This is a genomic window from Marivita sp., from assembly GCF_048006345.1.
GTDB lineage: Bacteria > Pseudomonadota > Alphaproteobacteria > Rhodobacterales > Rhodobacteraceae > Marivita.
The window spans coordinates 2,761,674-2,779,384 of record NZ_CP180351.1 but is presented as its reverse complement, the minus strand read 5'-3'; the positions used below and the strand labels follow the sequence as shown (position 1 = coordinate 2,779,384).

At 60.7% G+C, this 17,711-nt stretch carries 15 protein-coding genes and 1 tRNA gene; 11 read left to right on the top strand and 5 right to left on the bottom strand.

Annotated elements, in window-relative coordinates:
- The gene (locus ACMVPR_RS13605) at nt 1–1,212 is read left to right on the top strand and encodes an APC family permease (protein WP_416883322.1); all 1,212 of its coding nucleotides are present in this window, start codon (nt 1–3) and stop codon (nt 1,210–1,212) included.
- A 6-nt stretch (nt 1,213–1,218) separates the two neighbouring features.
- Here ACMVPR_RS13605 and ACMVPR_RS13600 read toward each other — a convergent pair whose 3' ends face one another.
- Nucleotides 1,219–2,871: a thiamine pyrophosphate-dependent enzyme gene (locus tag ACMVPR_RS13600; protein WP_416883321.1), complete on the bottom strand. Its 1,653-nt coding sequence runs from the start codon at nt 2,869–2,871 to the stop codon at nt 1,219–1,221.
- A gap of 135 nt (nt 2,872–3,006) precedes the next feature.
- Here ACMVPR_RS13600 and ACMVPR_RS13595 point away from each other — a divergent pair, with 135 nt between their 5' ends.
- From ACMVPR_RS13595 to ACMVPR_RS13585, 3 genes are read left to right on the top strand one after another with little or no spacing between them, the layout of a single operon-like run.
- Entirely contained in the window at nt 3,007–4,041 is a 1,035-nt protein-coding gene (locus ACMVPR_RS13595) for a pyridoxal-phosphate dependent enzyme (RefSeq protein ID WP_416884657.1), read from the top strand.
- Nucleotides 4,038–5,195 carry a M24 family metallopeptidase gene (locus ACMVPR_RS13590; protein ID WP_416883320.1) on the top strand — a complete coding sequence of 386 codons (1,158 nt, stop codon included), beginning with the start codon at nt 4,038–4,040 and terminating at the stop codon, nt 5,193–5,195. Before ACMVPR_RS13595 ends, ACMVPR_RS13590 begins: the two co-directional genes overlap by 4 nt.
- Nucleotides 5,195–5,932 carry an Asp/Glu racemase gene (locus ACMVPR_RS13585; RefSeq protein ID WP_416883319.1) on the top strand — a complete coding sequence of 246 codons (738 nt, stop codon included), beginning with the start codon at nt 5,195–5,197 and terminating at the stop codon, nt 5,930–5,932. Before ACMVPR_RS13590 ends, ACMVPR_RS13585 begins: the two co-directional genes overlap by 1 nt.
- Before the next feature lies 1 nt (nt 5,933).
- On the opposite strand, the gene ACMVPR_RS13580 is transcribed toward ACMVPR_RS13585, so the two are convergent.
- Nucleotides 5,934–6,695, bottom strand: coding sequence for a hydroxypyruvate isomerase family protein (locus ACMVPR_RS13580; RefSeq protein ID WP_416883318.1), 762 nt, complete (start codon nt 6,693–6,695; stop codon nt 5,934–5,936).
- 197 nt (nt 6,696–6,892) lie between these two features.
- Between ACMVPR_RS13580 and ACMVPR_RS13575 the strand changes: the two genes are divergently transcribed.
- From ACMVPR_RS13575 to ACMVPR_RS13560, 4 genes are all read left to right on the top strand, one after another.
- A tRNA-Gly gene (locus ACMVPR_RS13575) sits at nt 6,893–6,966 on the top strand.
- A gap of 136 nt (nt 6,967–7,102) precedes the next feature.
- The gene (locus ACMVPR_RS13570) at nt 7,103–8,902 is read left to right on the top strand and encodes an ABC transporter transmembrane domain-containing protein (protein WP_416883317.1); all 1,800 of its coding nucleotides are present in this window, start codon (nt 7,103–7,105) and stop codon (nt 8,900–8,902) included.
- 98 nt (nt 8,903–9,000) lie between these two features.
- On the top strand, nt 9,001–9,951 hold the full coding sequence (locus ACMVPR_RS13565) for an NAD(P)-dependent oxidoreductase (RefSeq protein ID WP_416883316.1): 951 nt from the start codon (nt 9,001–9,003) through the stop codon (nt 9,949–9,951).
- 46 nt (nt 9,952–9,997) lie between these two features.
- Nucleotides 9,998–10,474: a hypothetical protein gene (locus ACMVPR_RS13560; protein ID WP_300588532.1), complete on the top strand. Its 477-nt coding sequence runs from the start codon at nt 9,998–10,000 to the stop codon at nt 10,472–10,474.
- A 3-nt stretch (nt 10,475–10,477) separates the two neighbouring features.
- Here the strand turns inward: ACMVPR_RS13560 and ACMVPR_RS13555 are convergent, their stop codons facing one another.
- From ACMVPR_RS13555 to ACMVPR_RS13545, 3 genes are read right to left on the bottom strand one after another with little or no spacing between them, the layout of a single operon-like run.
- Nucleotides 10,478–11,290: a TadE/TadG family type IV pilus assembly protein gene (locus ACMVPR_RS13555; RefSeq protein ID WP_416883315.1), complete on the bottom strand. Its 813-nt coding sequence runs from the start codon at nt 11,288–11,290 to the stop codon at nt 10,478–10,480.
- Entirely contained in the window at nt 11,290–11,829 is a 540-nt protein-coding gene (locus ACMVPR_RS13550) for a TadE/TadG family type IV pilus assembly protein (protein ID WP_416883314.1), read from the bottom strand. Before ACMVPR_RS13550 ends, ACMVPR_RS13555 begins: the two co-directional genes overlap by 1 nt.
- Nucleotides 11,826–13,496: a pilus assembly protein TadG-related protein gene (locus ACMVPR_RS13545; protein ID WP_416883313.1), complete on the bottom strand. Its 1,671-nt coding sequence runs from the start codon at nt 13,494–13,496 to the stop codon at nt 11,826–11,828. The genes ACMVPR_RS13550 and ACMVPR_RS13545 overlap by 4 nt, the downstream gene beginning before the upstream one ends.
- A 297-nt stretch (nt 13,497–13,793) precedes the next feature.
- On the opposite strand from ACMVPR_RS13545, the gene ACMVPR_RS13540 reads away from it, so the two are divergent.
- The 3 genes from ACMVPR_RS13540 (at nt 13,794) to dnaG (ending at nt 17,621) form a co-directional block, all read left to right on the top strand.
- On the top strand, nt 13,794–15,230 hold the full coding sequence (locus ACMVPR_RS13540) for a Glu/Leu/Phe/Val family dehydrogenase (RefSeq protein WP_300588524.1): 1,437 nt from the start codon (nt 13,794–13,796) through the stop codon (nt 15,228–15,230).
- A gap of 66 nt (nt 15,231–15,296) precedes the next feature.
- Complete coding sequence (locus ACMVPR_RS13535; RefSeq protein WP_416883312.1) at nt 15,297–15,599, top strand: hypothetical protein; 303 nt, start codon at nt 15,297–15,299, stop codon at nt 15,597–15,599.
- A 75-nt stretch (nt 15,600–15,674) separates the two neighbouring features.
- Nucleotides 15,675–17,621, top strand: a complete 1,947-nt coding sequence (gene dnaG / locus ACMVPR_RS13530; RefSeq protein WP_416883311.1) for a DNA primase — start codon at nt 15,675–15,677, stop codon at nt 17,619–17,621.
- Nucleotides 17,622–17,711 lie beyond the last annotated feature (90 nt).

Below are 17,711 nucleotides of genomic sequence, written 5' to 3'. Positions count from 1 at the left end.
ATGGCGAGCAACGAGTACAAGCTGCGCCGCGCGCTGAACGTGCCGCTGCTGACGCTCTACGGTCTTGGCGTGACCGTAGGCGCGGGAATTTACGTTCTGGTCGGCGCGACTGCCGCAGAGGCCGGGGCCTTTGCGCCCGTGGCGTTTGTGGTGGCAGCGATTGTCGTCGCCTTCACCGCCTTTTCCTATGCCGAACTGTCAACCCGCTATCCCGTCAGCGCCGGAGAAGCGGCTTATGTCGAAGCGGGCTTTTCCTCTGCGCTGCTTGCCACGGTGGTTGGGCTAGCTGTGGTGTTGTCCGGCCTCGTTTCGGCAGCAGCAGTGTCGCTTGGCGCAGCCTCTTACCTTCACGGTTTGACCGGTGCCCCCACTGTGGCTCTGACAGTGGCGGTCGTTGCGCTGATGGCGGTGATTGCCCTCTGGGGGATAACCCAATCAGTCACGGTGGCGGCCATCATCACCGTTGTCGAAGTGTCGGGCCTCTTGATGGTGATGCTCTGGGGGTTCGGTTTTTCCGAACCCTCCGGCGTGACGTTGACCGACATTCTCCCGCCCCTGACCGGGCCGCATTGGGCCGGGATAGGCGCTGCGTCCTTGTTGGCATTCTTCGCCTTTGTCGGGTTCGAGGACATGGCCAATGTCGCGGAAGAGGTGAAAGACCCTCTCCACACCATGCCCCGCGCGATCCTGTGGACGCTGGTTCTCGCAACTGTGCTGTACATCGGGACAACAACTGCCGTGTTGATGGCCGTGCCGCTTGAAACTCTGTCTTCATCGGCGGCGCCATTGTTGCTGGTCTTCTCCGCGGCCCCGGCCCCGTTGCAACAGGGGTTCAGCCTGATTGCCATCGTTGCAACGGTGAATGGCGTGTTGATCCAGATGATCATGGCGTCGCGTGTGCTGTATGGTTTGGCGGATCGGGGCCATCTGCCCAAGCCTTTGGCCTATGTCTCACCCAAGACCCAGACACCGGTGGTGGCCACCTTGGTCGTGGGCGCGACGATCCTGCTTTTGGCACTCACATTCCCGATTGATGCGCTGGCCGAACGGACTTCCCAGATCGTTCTGTTCGTGTTTGTCTTGGTCAACCTCGCGCTGATCCGCATAAAGCTGGCTGCCGCACCCGCAGACCGGCATTTCCGCGTGCCGATGATCGTGCCCATGCTGGGCGTGGCGACAAGCCTGTTGCTGTTGGCAACGGGTCTGTTGTGAACTGCGTCAGGACAGCCGTTTTCCCGGTGACAGGAAATTCGGATCGGCCTTCACCTCGATCAGCTTGACCCCTTTGCGCGACCGCCCTTCGGCGACTGCTGCGACAAAGCTGTCATAGTCCGGGGCCTTGGCTGCGAATGCGCCGAAGGACCGCGCAAAGTCGCTGAAATCGGGATTGGTCAGCACTGTGCCAGACACCCGGTCGGGATATTCGCGTTCCTGATGCGCGCGGATTGTGCCATAGCGGGCGTTGTCGATGATGATCACGGTCAGGTTCAGATCGTGATGCACGGCGGTGGCCATCTCCTGACAGGTCATCATGAAACACCCGTCACCCGCGACGACGAAAATCTCGCGATCGGGTTCGCAGATCGCGGCCCCGATGGCGGCAGGCAGGCCATAACCCATGGAGCCAGACGTTGGGGCCAGCTGAGATCCCGGCGCGCGGTACTTGTAGAACCGATGCAGCCAGCCCGCGTAGTTGCCCGCGCCGTTGCACAGGATCGCGTCCTCGGGCAGCACCTCGGCCAGATGCGCGAAATAGGGGGCCAGCGGATCATCCCCGACCGACGCCGGGTCGCTGAACGAAACGTACTGTTCGTGCAGGTCTGTCGTACGGTTCGAAAAGCTGTCAGGCGCGATGGGGTCCCAGTCAGCGACAGCCGTACAGAAGCTTTCGGTATCCGCCACCAGCGCGATTTCCGGCTCGTAGACGCGGCCGATTTCTTCGGGTTCAGGGAAGACATGCACCAGCGATTGCTCGGGCACCGGTGGTGTCAGGATCGAATAGCCTGCTGTGGTCATTTCCCCCAGACGCGGGCCGATGGCGATCAGCAGGTCGGTCTCGGCCATGATGTCCTTGAGGTAGGGCGGGGTGCCGACGCCATAATGGCCGATGTAGTTCGTATGGCGGTTGTCCATTAGTCCTTGGCATCGCAGGGACACGGCGACGGGCAAAGATTGCGTTTCTGCAAAGCGCTGCAGGGCGGTGATGCCGGTCTTGGTCCAGCCACCACCCCCCGCCATGACCAATGGGCGTTGGGCTTCGGCGATGCGGGTTTTGAGGTTCTCCAGATTTTTACCGGACGGTAAAAAACGAGGTGTCTCGATCCGGGCAGGCGGCGTGGGTTGCGTGATCTCGTCGTAAAGCATGTCCTCCGGCAGCGCGAGCACCACCGGACCGGGCCGCCCGGACATCGCAGTCCGAAACGCGCGCGAGATGTATTCCTGAAGCCTTGACGCATCGTCGATCTGCGCAACCCACTTGGCCATCTGGCCGAACATGCGGCGGTAGTCGATTTCCTGAAACGCCTCGCGATCCACCATGTCCCGCGCGACCTGACCCAAGAAAAGGATCATCGGGGTCGAATCCTGATAGGCCACATGCACCCCGGCGCTGGCATTGGTGGCACCCGGCCCGCGCGTGGCAAAGCATATGCCGGGACGGCCTGTGAGTTTGCCATAGGCGTCAGCCGCCATCGCCGCTCCACCCTCTTGCCGGCATGTGACAAAGCGGATGTCCTGCTCGCGGCCGTAGAACGCGTCCAGCACCGGCAAGTAGCTTTCACCCGGCACCCCGAACGCGGCTGTCGTGCCTTGAGCAACCAGCAGATCGACAAGATGGTCGGCGGCGCGGATCGTGGTGTTGGGACGGGTCATTTTGAGAAGGGCCTTTGGTGATTTGCCCAAACGCTAAAGCGGTTCGCAGGGCAGGGCAAACAGATGGTCGGTCCAAGTGCCAAGGATGTCGGACTTGGCGTTCCAAGGCGGGCGATGTCCTGCCACACTGACGGTATGACCGTGCTGCACAAAACCCCCGCCCTTGCCGATGCCGTGCTTGCGTCACTGGCTGATATTCCCTTTCCGAGCGTCGATGCCGACCGCCCGGCGGCGTTGCTGACCCGCTGCCCTGCTGCCGCGGTGACACCGCTCTCCGACGCCCCTGATTTGGCGAAGGCGGCGGGTGTCGGGCAGGTCCATGTCAAGGACGAACGTGAACGCATGGGGTTGGGCAGCTTCAAGGCTCTGGGCGCGGCCTATGTGATTGCGCGGGACGCGGAAGAGGGCAACGCCAAGGGCCGAACCTATGTCACCGCCAGTGCGGGCAACCATGGACTGTCCGTCGCCGCAGGCGCGCAAGCCTTTGGCGCGCGCGCGGTTGTGTATCTGGCGGACACCGTTCCCGAAGGGTTTGCCGACCGTCTGCGCAGCTTTGGTGCGGATGTGGTTCGGCACGGGGCGATCTATGAAGAGGCGATGGCCGGAGCGGCACAAGCCGCCAAGGACAACGGTTGGGCCTTGCTGTCGGACAGTTCGTGGCCGGGATATCTAGACCGGCCTCACACGTTGATGGAAGGCTATCTTGTGCTGATGCAGGAAGCGGTCGCGCAGATGCCCGCGCCGCCGACGCATATCTTTCTTCAAGCGGGTGTCGGTGGTTTGGCGACAGCCTGTGCAGCCTATGCGCGGGTGGCCTGGGGCGATGCGCCCCGGATCGTCGTTGTCGAACCCGAGGTCGCCCCGGCGCTCTATGCGTCGATCAAAGCAGGCTCCGCGCAGGTCACCGAAGGGCCGGAATCAGCGATGGGACGGCTGGATTGCAAAGAGCCGTCTCTGATCGCGCTCAAGGGGCTGGCACGGGATGCGGATGATTTCATGTTGATCTCTGAGGACGAAGGCGCTGCTGGCAGCGCGGCCTGTGCCGAAGCAGGCTTCCCAACCACGCCTTCGGGTGGGGCGGGGGTTGCCGGGTTGCTGGTGGCGGGGGCTGCGGTGGGCCTGACGACGGAGTCTTGTGTGCTTGTGATCCTCAGCGAGCAGGCGTCATGACACCTCCGCGTGGCTTTCCAGCCGAGGATCTCAAGCAACGCACCAGCGCCGCGCAAGCGTTGATGGCAGAGCACGGGTTGGCCGCGCTTCTTCTGACGACGGAGCCTGAAATCCGCTATTACACCGGGTTTCTCACCCGCTTTTGGGAAAGCCCGACACGCCCTTGGTTCGTGATCATCCCGGCGACTGGCGATCCGATTGCGGTGATCCCGTCCATCGGGGCGCATTTGATGGGGCAAAGCTGGATCACCGACATCCGAACCTGGGCGGCCCCGGATTACGAAGATGACGGCATCGGCCTGTTGGGTGATGCCTTGTCCGAAATCGTGCCCGCCTCAGGCAAGATCGGGTTGGCCGACCAGATGGAAAGCCATGTGCGCATGCCCTTGGCCGACCTGAGACGGTTGGAGGCCGCGCTGTCGCCGCGCAGCATTGTCGGCGATGCCACGATCACACGGCAATTGCGGATGGTGAAATCCGAGGCCGAGATTGCCAAAATTCGGCATGCCGCCGGGATCGCCAATCGGGCCTTTGGCCGGGTGCCGGAAAGCGTAGTCGCAGGCATGCCCCTGTCCGAGGTGTTCCGAAGATTCCAAAGTCTGTGCCTTGAAGAAGGGGCGGATTGGGTGCCCTATCTTGCGGGAGCGGCAGATGCGGGGGGCTATGCCGATGTGATCTCTCCCGCGACGGACACTCCGCTGGCGATAGGCGATGTCCTGATGCTCGACACGGGGTTGGTCTGGGACGGGTATTTCTGTGATTTCGACCGGAACTTCAGTCTGGGACACCCCTCTCAGGATGTCGTTGCGGCCCATGCCCGGCTGATCGACGCAACACAAGCTGCTGCGGACATTGCCAAACCCGGCGCTGTGATTTCCGATCTTTTCCACGCGATGAACCGCGTGGTGAACCCCAGTGGCAATGCGATGGAGGCGGGGCGTCTGGGGCACGGTTTGGGGATGCAGCTGACCGAATGGCCTTCGATCATCCCTCAGGATCAGACAGTACTTGTGCCGGGAATGGTGCTGACGCTGGAACCTTCCGTGACGGTTCGCGACGGCAAGATCCTCGTGCACGAGGAAAACATTGTGATCCGCGCGGGTGGTGCCGACTTCTTGTCCGCGCCGCAATCCCACGACATTCTGGTGATCTGATGGCGCTTCCCTATACGCTCGATGCAGACCGACCGACGCAGATTGGGCTTGTCACGCTGCAAAGCGACGAAACCATCGAGCGGGATTTTCGGATGCTGTTGCCCGCGGATGTGGAGCTGCTGGTGTCGCGGGTGCCTTCCGGGGCGACCGTGTCCTTGGACAGCCTCTGCGCGATGGAAGCCAACCTGACCGCATCGGCGCGGTTGCTGCCCGAAGGCGCGGAACTGGCGGCGGTGGGCTATGGCTGCACCTCGGCCAGCGCTGCCATTGGGGCTGCGCGGGTGGCCGAGTTGATCAAGGCGGGTGTGACGACGCCGCATGTGTCAGACCCGCTGACATCCCTAATTGCAGCCTGCCGCGCGGGCGGGATTTCGAAGATCGGGTTGGTCAGCCCCTATGTCGCGTCGGTGAGCAATCGGCTGATCGCGGGTCTCGAGGCGTCGGGGATCTCGGTCACATCCTTCGGCAGTTTCGATGAGCCGCAGGAAGAGCGGGTCGTGCGCATATCGCGTCAGTCGGTCCGAGACGCGGCGGTTCACGTGGGACAAGGCGGCGAGTGCGAAGCGGTCTTTCTGTCCTGTACCAACCTGCGCGCGCTTGAGGTGATTGACGAGATCGAAGCAACGTTGGGCTTTCCGGTTTTGTCGAGCAACCAAGTGCTGGCGTGGCATCTTGGACGGCTTGCCGGGTTCGCGGAAAGATGTACCCGGATCGGCAGGGTGTTCGATTTCGGCTGACCTATGCCCCGGCTTTGGCCGCGCGCAACCAGCCCAGCGTTTGATCCGTTTCATCCCCCGGACGGTATTCAGCCCCCAGAGGCCGGGTCCATCCCAAGGCAGCGATCCTTTTGAAGACAAAGGGGTAATTCAGCTCTCCCTGATCCGGGACACCCCGGTCTGGGACGGCGGCAAACTGGATATGTCCGACAAGGGGCAGCAGCGCTTCCAGCCGCGTCACGACATCTCCTTCGGTCCGTGCGACGTGGTAGCAGTCGAACATCATCTTCACACCGGGGTCGTTCAGGTCGGCCAAAAGGTCGGACGCCTGATCGGTGGTCCGCAGAAAGTAACGCGGCGCATCGTGCCGGTTCAGCGGTTCGATCAACAAGAGGATGTCTTCGGGGCAGGTCGCGCGGGCGTAGCGCAGATTGTCGAGGAACGTCCCGCGCGCCTCGAGGCCAGAGGCATTGCCGGCCATAACGTGGATGGTGCGTGTTCTGGTGGCGACGGCATAAGCGATGGCCTGATCGATGGCAGCTCGCGCCTCGGTCTCGCGGCCGGGCAGGGCGGTCAACCCGTTTTCGCCCGGAGCGCCGCGCACCGTGTTCAGGCCGAGCATCGGCAAACCTGTCTCTTGCAGCGCGTCATTTACCGCGTCCACAGGCGTATCGTAAGGCCAGTGGCATTCGACGGCATCAAAACCCGCCGTTTTCGCGGCGCGGATGGCGTCTGGCAGGGCACGGTCTGTCCAGAGAAACCCGAGATTGGCGGAAAACTTCATTCTGTCCCACTCCGTCGCGAACTGCCGATCACTTTGGAGCAGCATGACGGCCCAAAACGGGAATGACCACTGCGAACTGATGCACCGGGGTTCCGCGCGACGAAGCGCTGTCGATGTCTGTGCTTGAATTTCCGGCGCTCTGACCGCCTCAGATACTTGACGGCGCACCGACCATATCTTAGGTCGGATGTCGTTGAGCGGGCGTTGTGTAATGGTAAGACCTCAGCCTTCCAAGCTGATGATACGGGTTCGATTCCCGTCGCCCGCTCCAGAGACATACCTGAATTCTCTGGTTTCCCCGGAAAATCTAAGACTTTAGCGCGGCAAATCGGCATTTGCGGCGCGTTCGGCTTGACCAGTGCGGTCAGGCCAATGTTTAAGCGGGTGCAGCTGAAAATGGGAACCTGATGGCCGACGCGACACCAATACCCGCGAAGAACGACGAACGCGAGAAGTCCAAGAAGCTTGGATCGCTGGCCGCGCTTTGGCCTTTTGTCGCGCCTTACCGGCTGCTCATGTTCGCAGCGCTCTTTGCGCTGAGCGCCACCGCCTGCGTGTCCTTGATCCTTCCGATGGCCGTGCGCCGGGTGGTGGACAATTTCAACACCTCCGACGGGGCGCTGCTGGATCTGTATTTCGCGGCGGCGTTGGGCATTGCGGGTCTGCTCGCCATCGGCACCGCGCTGCGCTACGCGCTGGTCACGCGGTTGGGGGAACGGGTTGTTGCCGATATCCGCAAGGCTGTGTTCGGGCGGGTGATCGGCCTGAGCCCGTCGTTCTTTGAGCGCGTGATGACCGGTGAAGTGCTGAGCCGGATCACCACCGACACCACCCTGATCCTGAGCGTGATCGGGTCGTCCATTTCCATCGCTTTGCGCAACGTGCTGATCTTCTTCGGTGGCATGATCCTGATGCTGTTCACCTCGGCCAAACTGACCGGGATGGTGCTGCTCATCGTGCCTGCCGTGGTCGTGCCGATCCTCGTGCTGGGCCGCAAGATGCGCAAGCTGAGCCGTGAGAACCAGGATTGGATTGCAGCATCGTCTGGCAACGCGTCAGAGGCGCTGCTGTCGGTGCAGACGGTTCAGGCCTTCACGCACGAGGACATTTCGCGCAATGCGTTTGGCGAGGTGACGGAAAAGAGTTTTGACGCGGCCCGTCGCCGGATCTGGACACGAGCGCAGATGACCGCGATTGTGATCTTCCTTGTGTTCACCGGGATCGTCGGCGTTCTGTGGATTGGCGCCACGGACGTTCGAAACGGCACGATGAGCCCGGGTGAACTGGTGCAGTTCGTAATCTATTCCGTGATGGTCGCGGGTTCGGTCGCGGCGCTGTCCGAGATCTTCGGTGAATTGCAGCGGGCGGCGGGTGCGACCGAGCGATTGGTCGAATTGCTGCATTCCGAAGATACGGTCAACGACCCCGAGATGCCCCTGTCGCTGCCGGAACCGGTGCGCGGCGAAATCACGTTTGAGGATGTGCAGTTTGCCTACCCCAGCCGCCCCGGCGTGGCTGCGCTGGATGGCGTGAACCTGCGGATCGCACCCGGCGAAACAGTGGCCGTTGTCGGCCCGAGCGGCGCTGGCAAGACAACCATCATCCAGCTGATCCAGCGCTTTTACGACCCGGATTCTGGTGCGATTTGCCTTGATGGCATGCGGATTGACGCCCTCAATCGCGATGATTTCCGCAAGCATATCGCGCTTGTGCCGCAGGACCCGGTAATCTTTGCGGCCTCTGCCCGCGAGAACATCCGCTTTGGTCGCCCCGATGCGACGGATGAAGAGATTGAAACCGCGGCGAAGGCTGCTGCGGCGCACGACTTTATCGTAGCGTTGCCTGATGGCTATGACAGTTACCTTGGCGAACGCGGTGTGATGCTGTCGGGTGGACAGAAGCAGCGGATCGCCATCGCCCGTGCCATTCTGCGGGATGCACCGGTTCTGTTGCTGGACGAGGCGACAAGCGCACTGGACGCGGAAAGCGAACGGGCGGTGCAGCGCGCGGTGGATGAGTTGTCCGAAGGCCGCACGACCGTGATCGTGGCACATCGTCTGGCGACCGTGAAAAAGGCGGACCGGATCATCGTGATGGATCAGGGTCGCATCGTTGCATCGGGTGCGCATGATGCGCTGGTGTCCGAAGATGGGCTCTATGCCCGTCTGGCGCGGTTGCAGTTCACTGACGGCATGGCGGCCGAGTAGAAATTTCGACAAGCAGATCGGCAAGTGTCGGTTTTGGCCATGACAGGTCAGTTCCGACAACGGCACCTTGGCGCCAATCGGCAAACAGGGAGAACGCCATGCAGGTTGGATTTGTGGGATTGGGGGCTGTCGGGGCCAAGCTGGCTGGCACGCTGGCGCGCAACGGAGTGGACCTGACCGTCTTTGACCTTGATCCCGCGCGGATCGACCTGCTGGTGTCCCAAGGTGCCAAAGCGGGCACCAGTCCGGCCCAGATCATGCGCGATTGCGAGGTGGTGATCACCAGCCTGCCCAGTCCGGCGGCATCGCAGGCGGTGCTGGATCAGCTTCTGCCGGAAATCGGACCCGGAAAAATCTGGCTCGAGATGTCCACCACCGATCCCGAAGCGATTAAGGTTCAGGCCAAGGCTGTGCAAGACCGGGGCGGTCGCGCAGCGGACACGCCGGTTTCTGGCGGCTGCCACAGGGCGGCGACGGGCAATATCTCGATCTTCGCAGGCTGCGACCGCGCGACTTTTGAAACGGTGTTGCCGCTTCTGACCTATATGGGGCGTCGCGTGTTGCACACCGGTGAGGTGGGCAGCGCGTCCGTGCTCAAAGTGATGACCAACTATCTGGCGACCATCCATCTGGCGAGCCTGTGCGAAGCGATGACCACGATGGCGGCGCATGGCATCGACCTTGGCATCACCTACGAGGCGATCAAGGCGTCGTCGGGTACGTCTTTTGTGCATGAAACCGAAAGCCAGTTGATCCTGTCGGGCAATCGCGACGTGGATTTCACTCTGGATCTGGTGCTCAAGGATATTGGTCTGTTCCAGTCGCTGGCGGATGCCAAGGATGTTCCGCTGGAGCTGTCACCCTTGCTCATCCAGATCGTCAAGGATGGGCAGGCGCGTTATGGCGACCGTGCGCAGTCGGATCGGTTAATCGAACGACTGGAGGAAGCAACAGGGCTGTCGATCACGGCACCCGGCTTCCCGACTGAACTCATCGACGACGAACCCGAGGAACGCGGAGCGGAGATCCGCAGAGCGGTCTCGCCTTGATGGTGTGAATGCGCTATCGGCGTCTTTGCATCACAGGAGAGACGCCATGAACGACGAGATCCTTGCCGAGGTGGACCCCCGTGGCCCCCGTCGCATCCTGGGCATCGGCATGTTGCTCACGCTGGGTGGTTTGGTGCTGTATCTGGCGTTCTTGCAGCCGCCCGCAAACCCGCTGTGGCAAGTGTTCCTGATCGGGATGGGTCTGGTCTCGCTCTGGATGGCGCACAAGCTGCAGGTGGCGACGACTCGCAAGCTTTTCCTGACGGAAGAGGCGCTGACGGACAGCGATGGGACGATGATCGCGCGGGTCGAAGATATCGTTGCCGTCAACCGTGGCGCGTTTGCGATGAAGCCGTCCAATGGCTTTACGCTGAAATTGAAAAACCCGGCGCCACGGGCGTGGCAGCCGGGTTTGTGGTGGCGTCTGGGTCGCCGGGTTGCCGTGGGCGGGGTGACCCCTGGGTCACAGGCCCGCCCGATGGCTGACATCATTGCCGTGATGGTCGCCCGGCGTCAGGCTTGAAGATCAGGTATTCTTCTTCTTCTTCTTGCCTTTGCCGTTGGTCGGCTCGGACGTTGTCGCAGCGCATTCGGCGCTTGCATCCCCTTCATCGGCGTTTTCTGCGTTGTTGTTGCAGAGCGAGCCGCCAGGCGCATCCTGGTCACCATTGCCCCAGCCGTTGTTCTGCCAGGTCTTGCCGGAGCCGTCATTCGCGCCTTCAAAGATCACCTGCGATGCAAAGCGCGGGCGGGTGAAGGAATAGCTTCTGATGTCGAACCCGTCATTGGCGAGGTGAACCAGCGGCTGATACCAGTCGCGTGTCTCGACGATGATGGTCTGGTCTCCAACCGCAAGGATCGGCAATATCGACTCGTAGTTCGTCAGGTCGCTGTCGGTCAGAGCCGACCAGTCACCACGGGCTGTGGACCACACGAGGTCGTACGTCCCATTAGCACCGCCGCCGCCAGCGCTGTCGTTGCCGTTGCAATTGCCGTTGCCATTACAGCCGTTTTGACTGCCGTTGCCGTTGCCGTTGAACTGAACCACCGAGACTCGGAGGTCGACATCATCACCTTGAGCCTGCGACAGATGGAATAACAGGTTGCGCGCGTTGTCGATATAGGCGTCGTCAAGGATCTCGGTTTCCCGCGAGATGATATCCCCAATGGTATAGTTTGCCTTCTGGCTGATGGCCTGCTGGCGAAACACGTCGAAATACAGCCACGAGATTGCGAAGATCACGATCAGAGCCGGAAGGATGATGATTGCCTCAAGCGAAGCATCGCCCTTGGTGTCGCGGATGAACCGCGACACACGTTCATGAATACGAGCGGTCATTAGTAAGGCTCCTGTACGAAGGCCGAGAAGGACACGATTGCGGCGTAACCATCGGCATCTTTGGGCATCGCGGCCGCCACACTACCGACCGGGGTGATCGGCTTGTACTTGTAGCAGGCGCGCAGCAGCATCAGTTCGTTGGGCTGACCCGGATCGAACTGGCGTGCCGGGCGAACCGGTTCTGCCGAGTCGTAGCAGTCCGCATCACGTGCCGGTTCAGTCCAGTCCCGAAGGCTCAGCGGGATCATTTCGAGGCGCAGCATGCTGTCGCAATCCGTGAGCAGGGTCGTGTTTTCACAGATCATTGTCTTGATTGTCTCGTGATCCATGTTTTCACCGGTTCCGAGGCGCACTTCGCGAACCGCCAGATCCAGTCCACGCTCAAGTTGCGTGTGTCGGATCGAGAGCGCGCCCACTTCCATGCCCGCGACGATCACGGCCAGGAACACCGGCATCCAGATGACGAAGGGGATCGTTACGACAGAGCCGCTTTCGTCCCGCAGGAAGCTGCGGATTTTCTTGGGAACAAACCGCATCATTGTGTCAACCTCAGCTGGTTAATGGTCCGGGCAATCGCCTGGAACGCGTCGGAAATTTCGAGCCCTTCGACCGGGAAGTAGTGAGCCGGGGAAGACGCACAGTCACGCATTGCGGCCTGACCTTCATCGGGGGCTTCGAAGCCGATTGCGAAAACGGTGATGTCTGCGTCACGGGCTGCACCACAGATCGTCGACAGACGCGCGTCGGCTTGTTCGCCTGACACGATTGGCACGTAGGCGTAGTACGCGTTGTAGTACTGGTTGTACGACACCCATCCGTCAAAATACGGGCGGCGGAAGAACCTCTGACCAAAGGCACGTGTGCCCCAGCGCGCAAAGACTTCCGCGTTGGTCATCCGGCGTGCGCTGTTGCCACCGTCCGGCGTGTTCCGATAGCGGTCGTTCCAGCCGTTGTATTCGAAACGGGACCAGAAATACACGTCGTTGCTTGTGCCGCTCCAGTCACGCACCCGGTGCGAGAACCGATCGTTGGTCGGATCGTTGTCGCCGCGATCGTCGATCCAGATGTTAGAATTGCCACCCACATATTCCGGGGCCAGATCGAACTGGGTTGTGTTCATACCGTCGGTCATGACCACAGCGATCTTGAGCGCGTCAGGCGCATCATAGGCTGCAGGACGACCTGCGGCTTCCGGAACCACATCGCCACTGGCGATCAGACCGTTCACCACGGGACGGGCGGACGGGTCCAGCAGCGCCACACCCCACTTCATACCAAGGTCGATGGCCGTGTTGCCGCCAGCGCTCAGGGTCGCAATGTGGGCGACCAGTTCGTCACGATCAGAGCTGTGCGCGATGACAGCGCCATAAGTCCCGGTCGGGCACCACGAATCAGGTGTCACAACCGTGTTCTGATCCAGCGTGTAGGGATCGAAATGCGCCAGACGCTGCAACGCTTCGGTCGGGGAAATCGCACGAGACGTAAACGCGCTGTCCGGGAAGATCGCACAGTTCGAGATATTGTGCTCGTTGGTCAGCGTGTAGTGCTGCCCCACCGTCGGGCCAAGGCTGACCGTCGCGTTGTAGGGAACGATGCTGATCGTCGTCAGGCCGGCATCGTCGTTGTTGATGACGGTTTCGACGAATTCGGTTGCCGCAGTGCGCAGGTTCTCGATCTTCTCGTTCTCGCCCATGGAGCCGGAGATATCGAGGATCAGCGAAATCTCGATATTCGAAATCCGCTCTTCCGCGGCAGCAAGGCCGGTTGTCTTGAGCTGGTCGAACCCGAGGATCTGGAGGAAGTTCGCATTGAACGTCCGCTCTGCTTCGGCGGTGACCGTCCGGAAGTTCAAGCCCGAATCAACCGAGATGTTCACGTTCGCAAGCGTGTCTTCCAGATTCATCTTCGTCAGATAATCCTGAACGAGGGTCGTCGGGTCGATCTGTTGTTCAAGGTCCGCAGCCGCAAGAACGGCACGGTCCAATGTGTTTTGCAGACGGGTCCGTTCCACTTCGGAATAGATCATGTCGATCCCGATTCCGCCGTAGACCAACATGATGAAAACACCGGCAATCCCGAAGATTGTCATGTTGCCATCGGTTTCCCGAGTGTAGCGGGACAGAATCGAGGTCGCGCTCGACCGCAACTTCGACTTGCTCCGCATCTCGGTCCGCACCCTTGGCAGAAGGTTGCTTAATCCGATCATTTGTTACCTCTTCCCCGCCCTTTCAGGACGGTCTGACACCCCACTTAGATATTGGAAGATGTGAAGGCGAAACGCGGCGGGATTGCGGCTGGAAATGTGAAGAAAATAAGGAGCGTATTGTATTTTATGGATAATTCAGTGCCTAAAGGCCTTATTGATGCCCCGTGTGAAACAGTTGGCCACATTTCGCCATTTCGTTCTCTAAACCTTGTCTCAGATAAAGCGTTATAAAGTTAACCAAGCTGTCATAGGCTGGTGGAATAACGCGGCGAAGTGCAAAAAGCTCGGGAGGAATACATGAGCTCGATACCAGCCAATGAACCGACATTTCGGGAGTCAGTCGACCTGATGTTCAATCGCGCGGTTGCGCTGATGGATCTCCCGCCCGGTCTTGAAGAAAAAATCCGGGTTTGCAATGCGACCTATACTGTCCGGTTCGGCGTGCGGTTGCGCGGCCAGATCAAGACGTTCACGGGGTACCGCTCGGTTCATTCCGAACATATGGAGCCGGTCAAGGGCGGCATCCGCTATGCCCCGTCTGTGCATCAGGACGAGGTTGAGGCGCTTGCCGCGCTGATGACCTACAAATGCGCCCTGGTCGAAGCCCCGTTTGGCGGGTCCAAAGGTGGTCTGCGGATCGACCCGCGTGAATATGACGAATACGAGTTGGAACAGATCACCCGCCGCTTTGCCTATGAACTGGCGAAGCGCGATCTGATCCATCCGGCCCAGAACGTGCCCGCCCCCGATATGGGGACAGGCGAACGTGAGATGTCGTGGATCGCGGACCAATATGCCCGCATGAACACTACCGACATCAACGCGCGTGCCTGCGTCACCGGCAAACCGATCAACAATGGCGGGATCGCCGGACGGGTCGAAGCGACTGGTCGTGGCGTTCAATATGCGCTGCGGGAGTTCTTCCGTCATCCCGAAGACATCAAGAAGGCCGGTTTGTCCGGAACGCTTGATGGCAAACGGGTTGTCGTTCAGGGCTTGGGGAACGTGGGCTACCACGCGGCCAAGTTCCTGTCCGAAGAAGACGGGTGCAAGGTCATCGGCATCATCGAACGCGATGGGGCGCTTTATAATGAAGCGGGCCTGAACGTCGATGCGGTGCGCGATTGGATCGTCAAGCATGACGGCGTGACCGGCTATCCGGATGCCCGCCATACCGCCGAAGGGCCAGATGTGCTCGAGGCGGAGTGCGACATCCTGATCCCGGCGGCACTTGAAGGGGTGATCAACCTGACCAACGCGGCCCGTATCAAGGCTCCGCTGATCATCGAGGCGGCGAACGGCCCGATTACTGCAGGCGCCGACGACATTCTGCGGGCCAAGGGAACGGTCGTGATCCCGGACATGTATGCCAACGCAGGTGGTGTGACGGTGTCCTATTTCGAATGGGTCAAGAACCTGAGCCATATTCGTTTTGGCCGGATGCAGCGCCGTCAGGAAGAAGCGCGGCACCAGCTGGTCATCGACGAATTGCAGCGCCTTGATGACATGCTTGGCGACAAGTGGTCGATGACGCCGGACTTCAAGCAGAAGTACCTTCGCGGTGCGGACGAGCTTGAACTGGTGCGGTCGGGACTCGATGACACGATGCGGATCGCCTACCAGTCGATGCGCGAAGTCTGGCACGGGCGCGACGACGTCGAAGACCTGCGCACCGCTGCCTATATCGTGGCGATCACCAAGGTCGCAGCAGCGTATCGGGCCAAGGGTCTCTGACGGATGACAATGTGATTGGGCTGGGTTAGGTGTTGACCAGACCCGGCCCAATTCACGAGGACGTCCATGATCCGCAGTTTGCTTGCCACTTTTGCTCTGACCATCAGCCTGTCGGTTCCGGCCATGGCGCAGGACAAGGAAGCCGAGTGTCGCAAGATCGGCCAGATCGCGACAAACATCATGACCGAGCGGAAGAACGGCTCGAATGAACGGCGGGCGGAACGCCGGGTTTTGCGCGGCATCCCCAACATGTCCAAGAATGACGAAGTGCTCACGGTCAACCTCGTCAGTTGGATCTATTCGCTGCCCGAGGAAAAGCTGACGCCCGAAGTCAGCAATGCGCTCTATCAGACCTGCATTTCACAGTAACCCTGTCCTCAAAGACGCCCGCTCGGGGCTGCTGGGCCACTGGACTCTCGGCCCTCGAAACCCGATATTCTTGGAATGAGTTTGCCACCCAATTTTCTGGATGATCTGCGCACCCGCATCAGCCTGTCTCAGGTGGTGGGGCGCAAGGTGCTTTGGGACACGCGCAAGTCCAATCAGGCCAAAGGCGACATGTGGGCGCCATGCCCGTTTCATCAGGAAAAGTCCGCCAGTTTTCACGTCGATGATCGCAAGGGCTATTACTATTGCTTCGGCTGTCACGCCAAGGGCGACGCCATCTCGTTTGTGCGCGAGACCGAGAATGTCAGTTTCATGGAGGCGATCGAGATCCTCGCAGCCGAGGCGGGGATGCCGATGCCTGCCCGCGATCCAAAGGCGCAGGAAAAGGCGGACCACCGGACACAGCTGGTCGAAATCATGGAAAAGGCTGTACGCTTTTTCCGGCTTCAATTGCGCGGCGGGGCAGGGTCGGACGCCCGCGATTATCTTCTGCGACGCGGTCTGGATGACGCGACGCAGGACCGGTTCGACATCGGCTTTGCAGCACCGGGTTGGCAAACTCTGTGGGACCATCTGACCGGGCAGGGGATCGCGCCGGACAAGATCATCGAAGTCGGGTTGGCGAAACCGTCGCAGAAAGGTGGAAAACCTTACGACACCTTCCGCAACCGCATCATGTTCCCGATCCGCGATGCGCGTGGCAGGACCATTGCCTTTGGCGGCAGGGCAATGGACCCGGACGACAACGCGAAATACCTCAACAGCCCGGAAACACCGCTCTTCGACAAAAGCCGGACGCTTTACAATCAAGGTCCGGCGCGCGAGGCGGCGGGCAAAGGTCAGTCGTTGATCGTGGCCGAGGGCTATATGGACGTGATCGCGCTGGCTTCGGCCGGGTTCGAGGCGGCGGTGGCGCCTTTGGGTACGGCTGTGACCGAAACCCAGTTGCAGATGCTCTGGCGCATCACGGACGAGCCGATCATGGCGTTGGACGGGGACAAGGCCGGGCTGAACGCAGCGTACCGCGTGATTGATACGGCCCTGCCGCTGTTGGAAGCGGGCAAATCCCTGCGTTTTGTGCTGCTGCCACAAGGCAAGGACCCGGACGACCTGATCCGGTCCGAAGGGCGCGATGCGATGCGCGCGCTGCTGGAAACAGCACAGCCCATGGTGCAGTTGCTGTGGCGGCGCGAAACCGAGGGACGGGTTTTTGATAGCCCGGAACGCAAGGCGGCACTCGACAAGACGCTTCGAGAACGCATCCGCACGATCCAGGACCCGTCGCTGCGCAGCCACTACGGTGAAGAGATCAAGCGCTTGCGGTGGGAACTGTTCCGGTCGCCTGCCAAACGTGACAACACATCGGCACGCCGGTTTGGTACAGGCGTACCCTCAAAGCCTGTAGAAGGAACGCGGGCGTCCATGCTTGTTGCCGGTGGCTCAGGTGTCGAGACTCGTTTGCGTGAGGCGGTGATCCTCGCGGCACTGATTGTTACGCCTGATCTGATTTCGGAATTTGAAAGCCAGATCGAGGATATGTCCTGTGTTGACCCCGATCACGCGACGATCAGAACGTGCCTCTTGCGCCATGCTGGCGAACCTGCGCCTGTCGTTCAGGCCGCAGTAGATGCGCAACTTGGCGAGCCCGCCCTTGAAAAGCTGTGCCGTGCACGCCATGTGGCCATCACACCATGCCTTCGTAATCCCAGCGATCGTGAAACGGCCCGTTTGACCATTGCAGAAGAGCTGGCGAAACTGGAGGCGGGCACTGGTCTGGATGCGGAAATTGCCGAAGCGGCCGAAGACTTGTATGGTCCGGCAGATGAAACGCTGACATGGCGACTGGGACAGGCAGCCGCAGCACGCCAAATTGCGCAACGTGCGCAGTCCGAAGACAAGGCTGAATACGATCTTGGTCCAAACGGGGCCCCGATCAATCGAGAAGAACGCAGCGCATTTGCCGCTTTGATGGAAACCATTCGCTTCGAGAAACCCCGGAGTTGACGGTGTTTTGCTAAGGAACGCGTAAACAAAAAAAGGTAAACGGGTGTGCGAATCACCATTTCGCGCTAATGATTCGGGTCAATCGAATCG

Excerpts from the sequence above, each read along its gene's own strand:
- ACMVPR_RS13605 (WP_416883322.1), top strand. The coding sequence starts at position 1 with ATGGCGAGCAACGAGTACAAGCTGCGCCGCGCGCTGAACGTGCCGCTG.
- ACMVPR_RS13600 (WP_416883321.1), bottom strand. The coding sequence starts at position 2,871 with ATGACCCGTCCCAACACCACGATCCGCGCCGCCGACCATCTTGTCGAT.
- ACMVPR_RS13595 (WP_416884657.1), top strand. The coding sequence starts at position 3,007 with ATGACCGTGCTGCACAAAACCCCCGCCCTTGCCGATGCCGTGCTTGCG.
- ACMVPR_RS13590 (WP_416883320.1), top strand. The coding sequence starts at position 4,038 with ATGACACCTCCGCGTGGCTTTCCAGCCGAGGATCTCAAGCAACGCACC.
- ACMVPR_RS13585 (WP_416883319.1), top strand. The coding sequence starts at position 5,195 with ATGGCGCTTCCCTATACGCTCGATGCAGACCGACCGACGCAGATTGGG.
- ACMVPR_RS13580 (WP_416883318.1), bottom strand. The coding sequence starts at position 6,695 with ATGAAGTTTTCCGCCAATCTCGGGTTTCTCTGGACAGACCGTGCCCTG.
- ACMVPR_RS13570 (WP_416883317.1), top strand. The coding sequence starts at position 7,103 with ATGGCCGACGCGACACCAATACCCGCGAAGAACGACGAACGCGAGAAG.
- ACMVPR_RS13565 (WP_416883316.1), top strand. The coding sequence starts at position 9,001 with ATGCAGGTTGGATTTGTGGGATTGGGGGCTGTCGGGGCCAAGCTGGCT.
- ACMVPR_RS13560 (WP_300588532.1), top strand. The coding sequence starts at position 9,998 with ATGAACGACGAGATCCTTGCCGAGGTGGACCCCCGTGGCCCCCGTCGC.
- ACMVPR_RS13555 (WP_416883315.1), bottom strand. The coding sequence starts at position 11,290 with ATGACCGCTCGTATTCATGAACGTGTGTCGCGGTTCATCCGCGACACC.
- ACMVPR_RS13550 (WP_416883314.1), bottom strand. The coding sequence starts at position 11,829 with ATGATGCGGTTTGTTCCCAAGAAAATCCGCAGCTTCCTGCGGGACGAA.
- ACMVPR_RS13545 (WP_416883313.1), bottom strand. The coding sequence starts at position 13,496 with ATGATCGGATTAAGCAACCTTCTGCCAAGGGTGCGGACCGAGATGCGG.
- ACMVPR_RS13540 (WP_300588524.1), top strand. The coding sequence starts at position 13,794 with ATGAGCTCGATACCAGCCAATGAACCGACATTTCGGGAGTCAGTCGAC.
- ACMVPR_RS13535 (WP_416883312.1), top strand. The coding sequence starts at position 15,297 with ATGATCCGCAGTTTGCTTGCCACTTTTGCTCTGACCATCAGCCTGTCG.
- dnaG (WP_416883311.1), top strand. The coding sequence starts at position 15,675 with ATGAGTTTGCCACCCAATTTTCTGGATGATCTGCGCACCCGCATCAGC.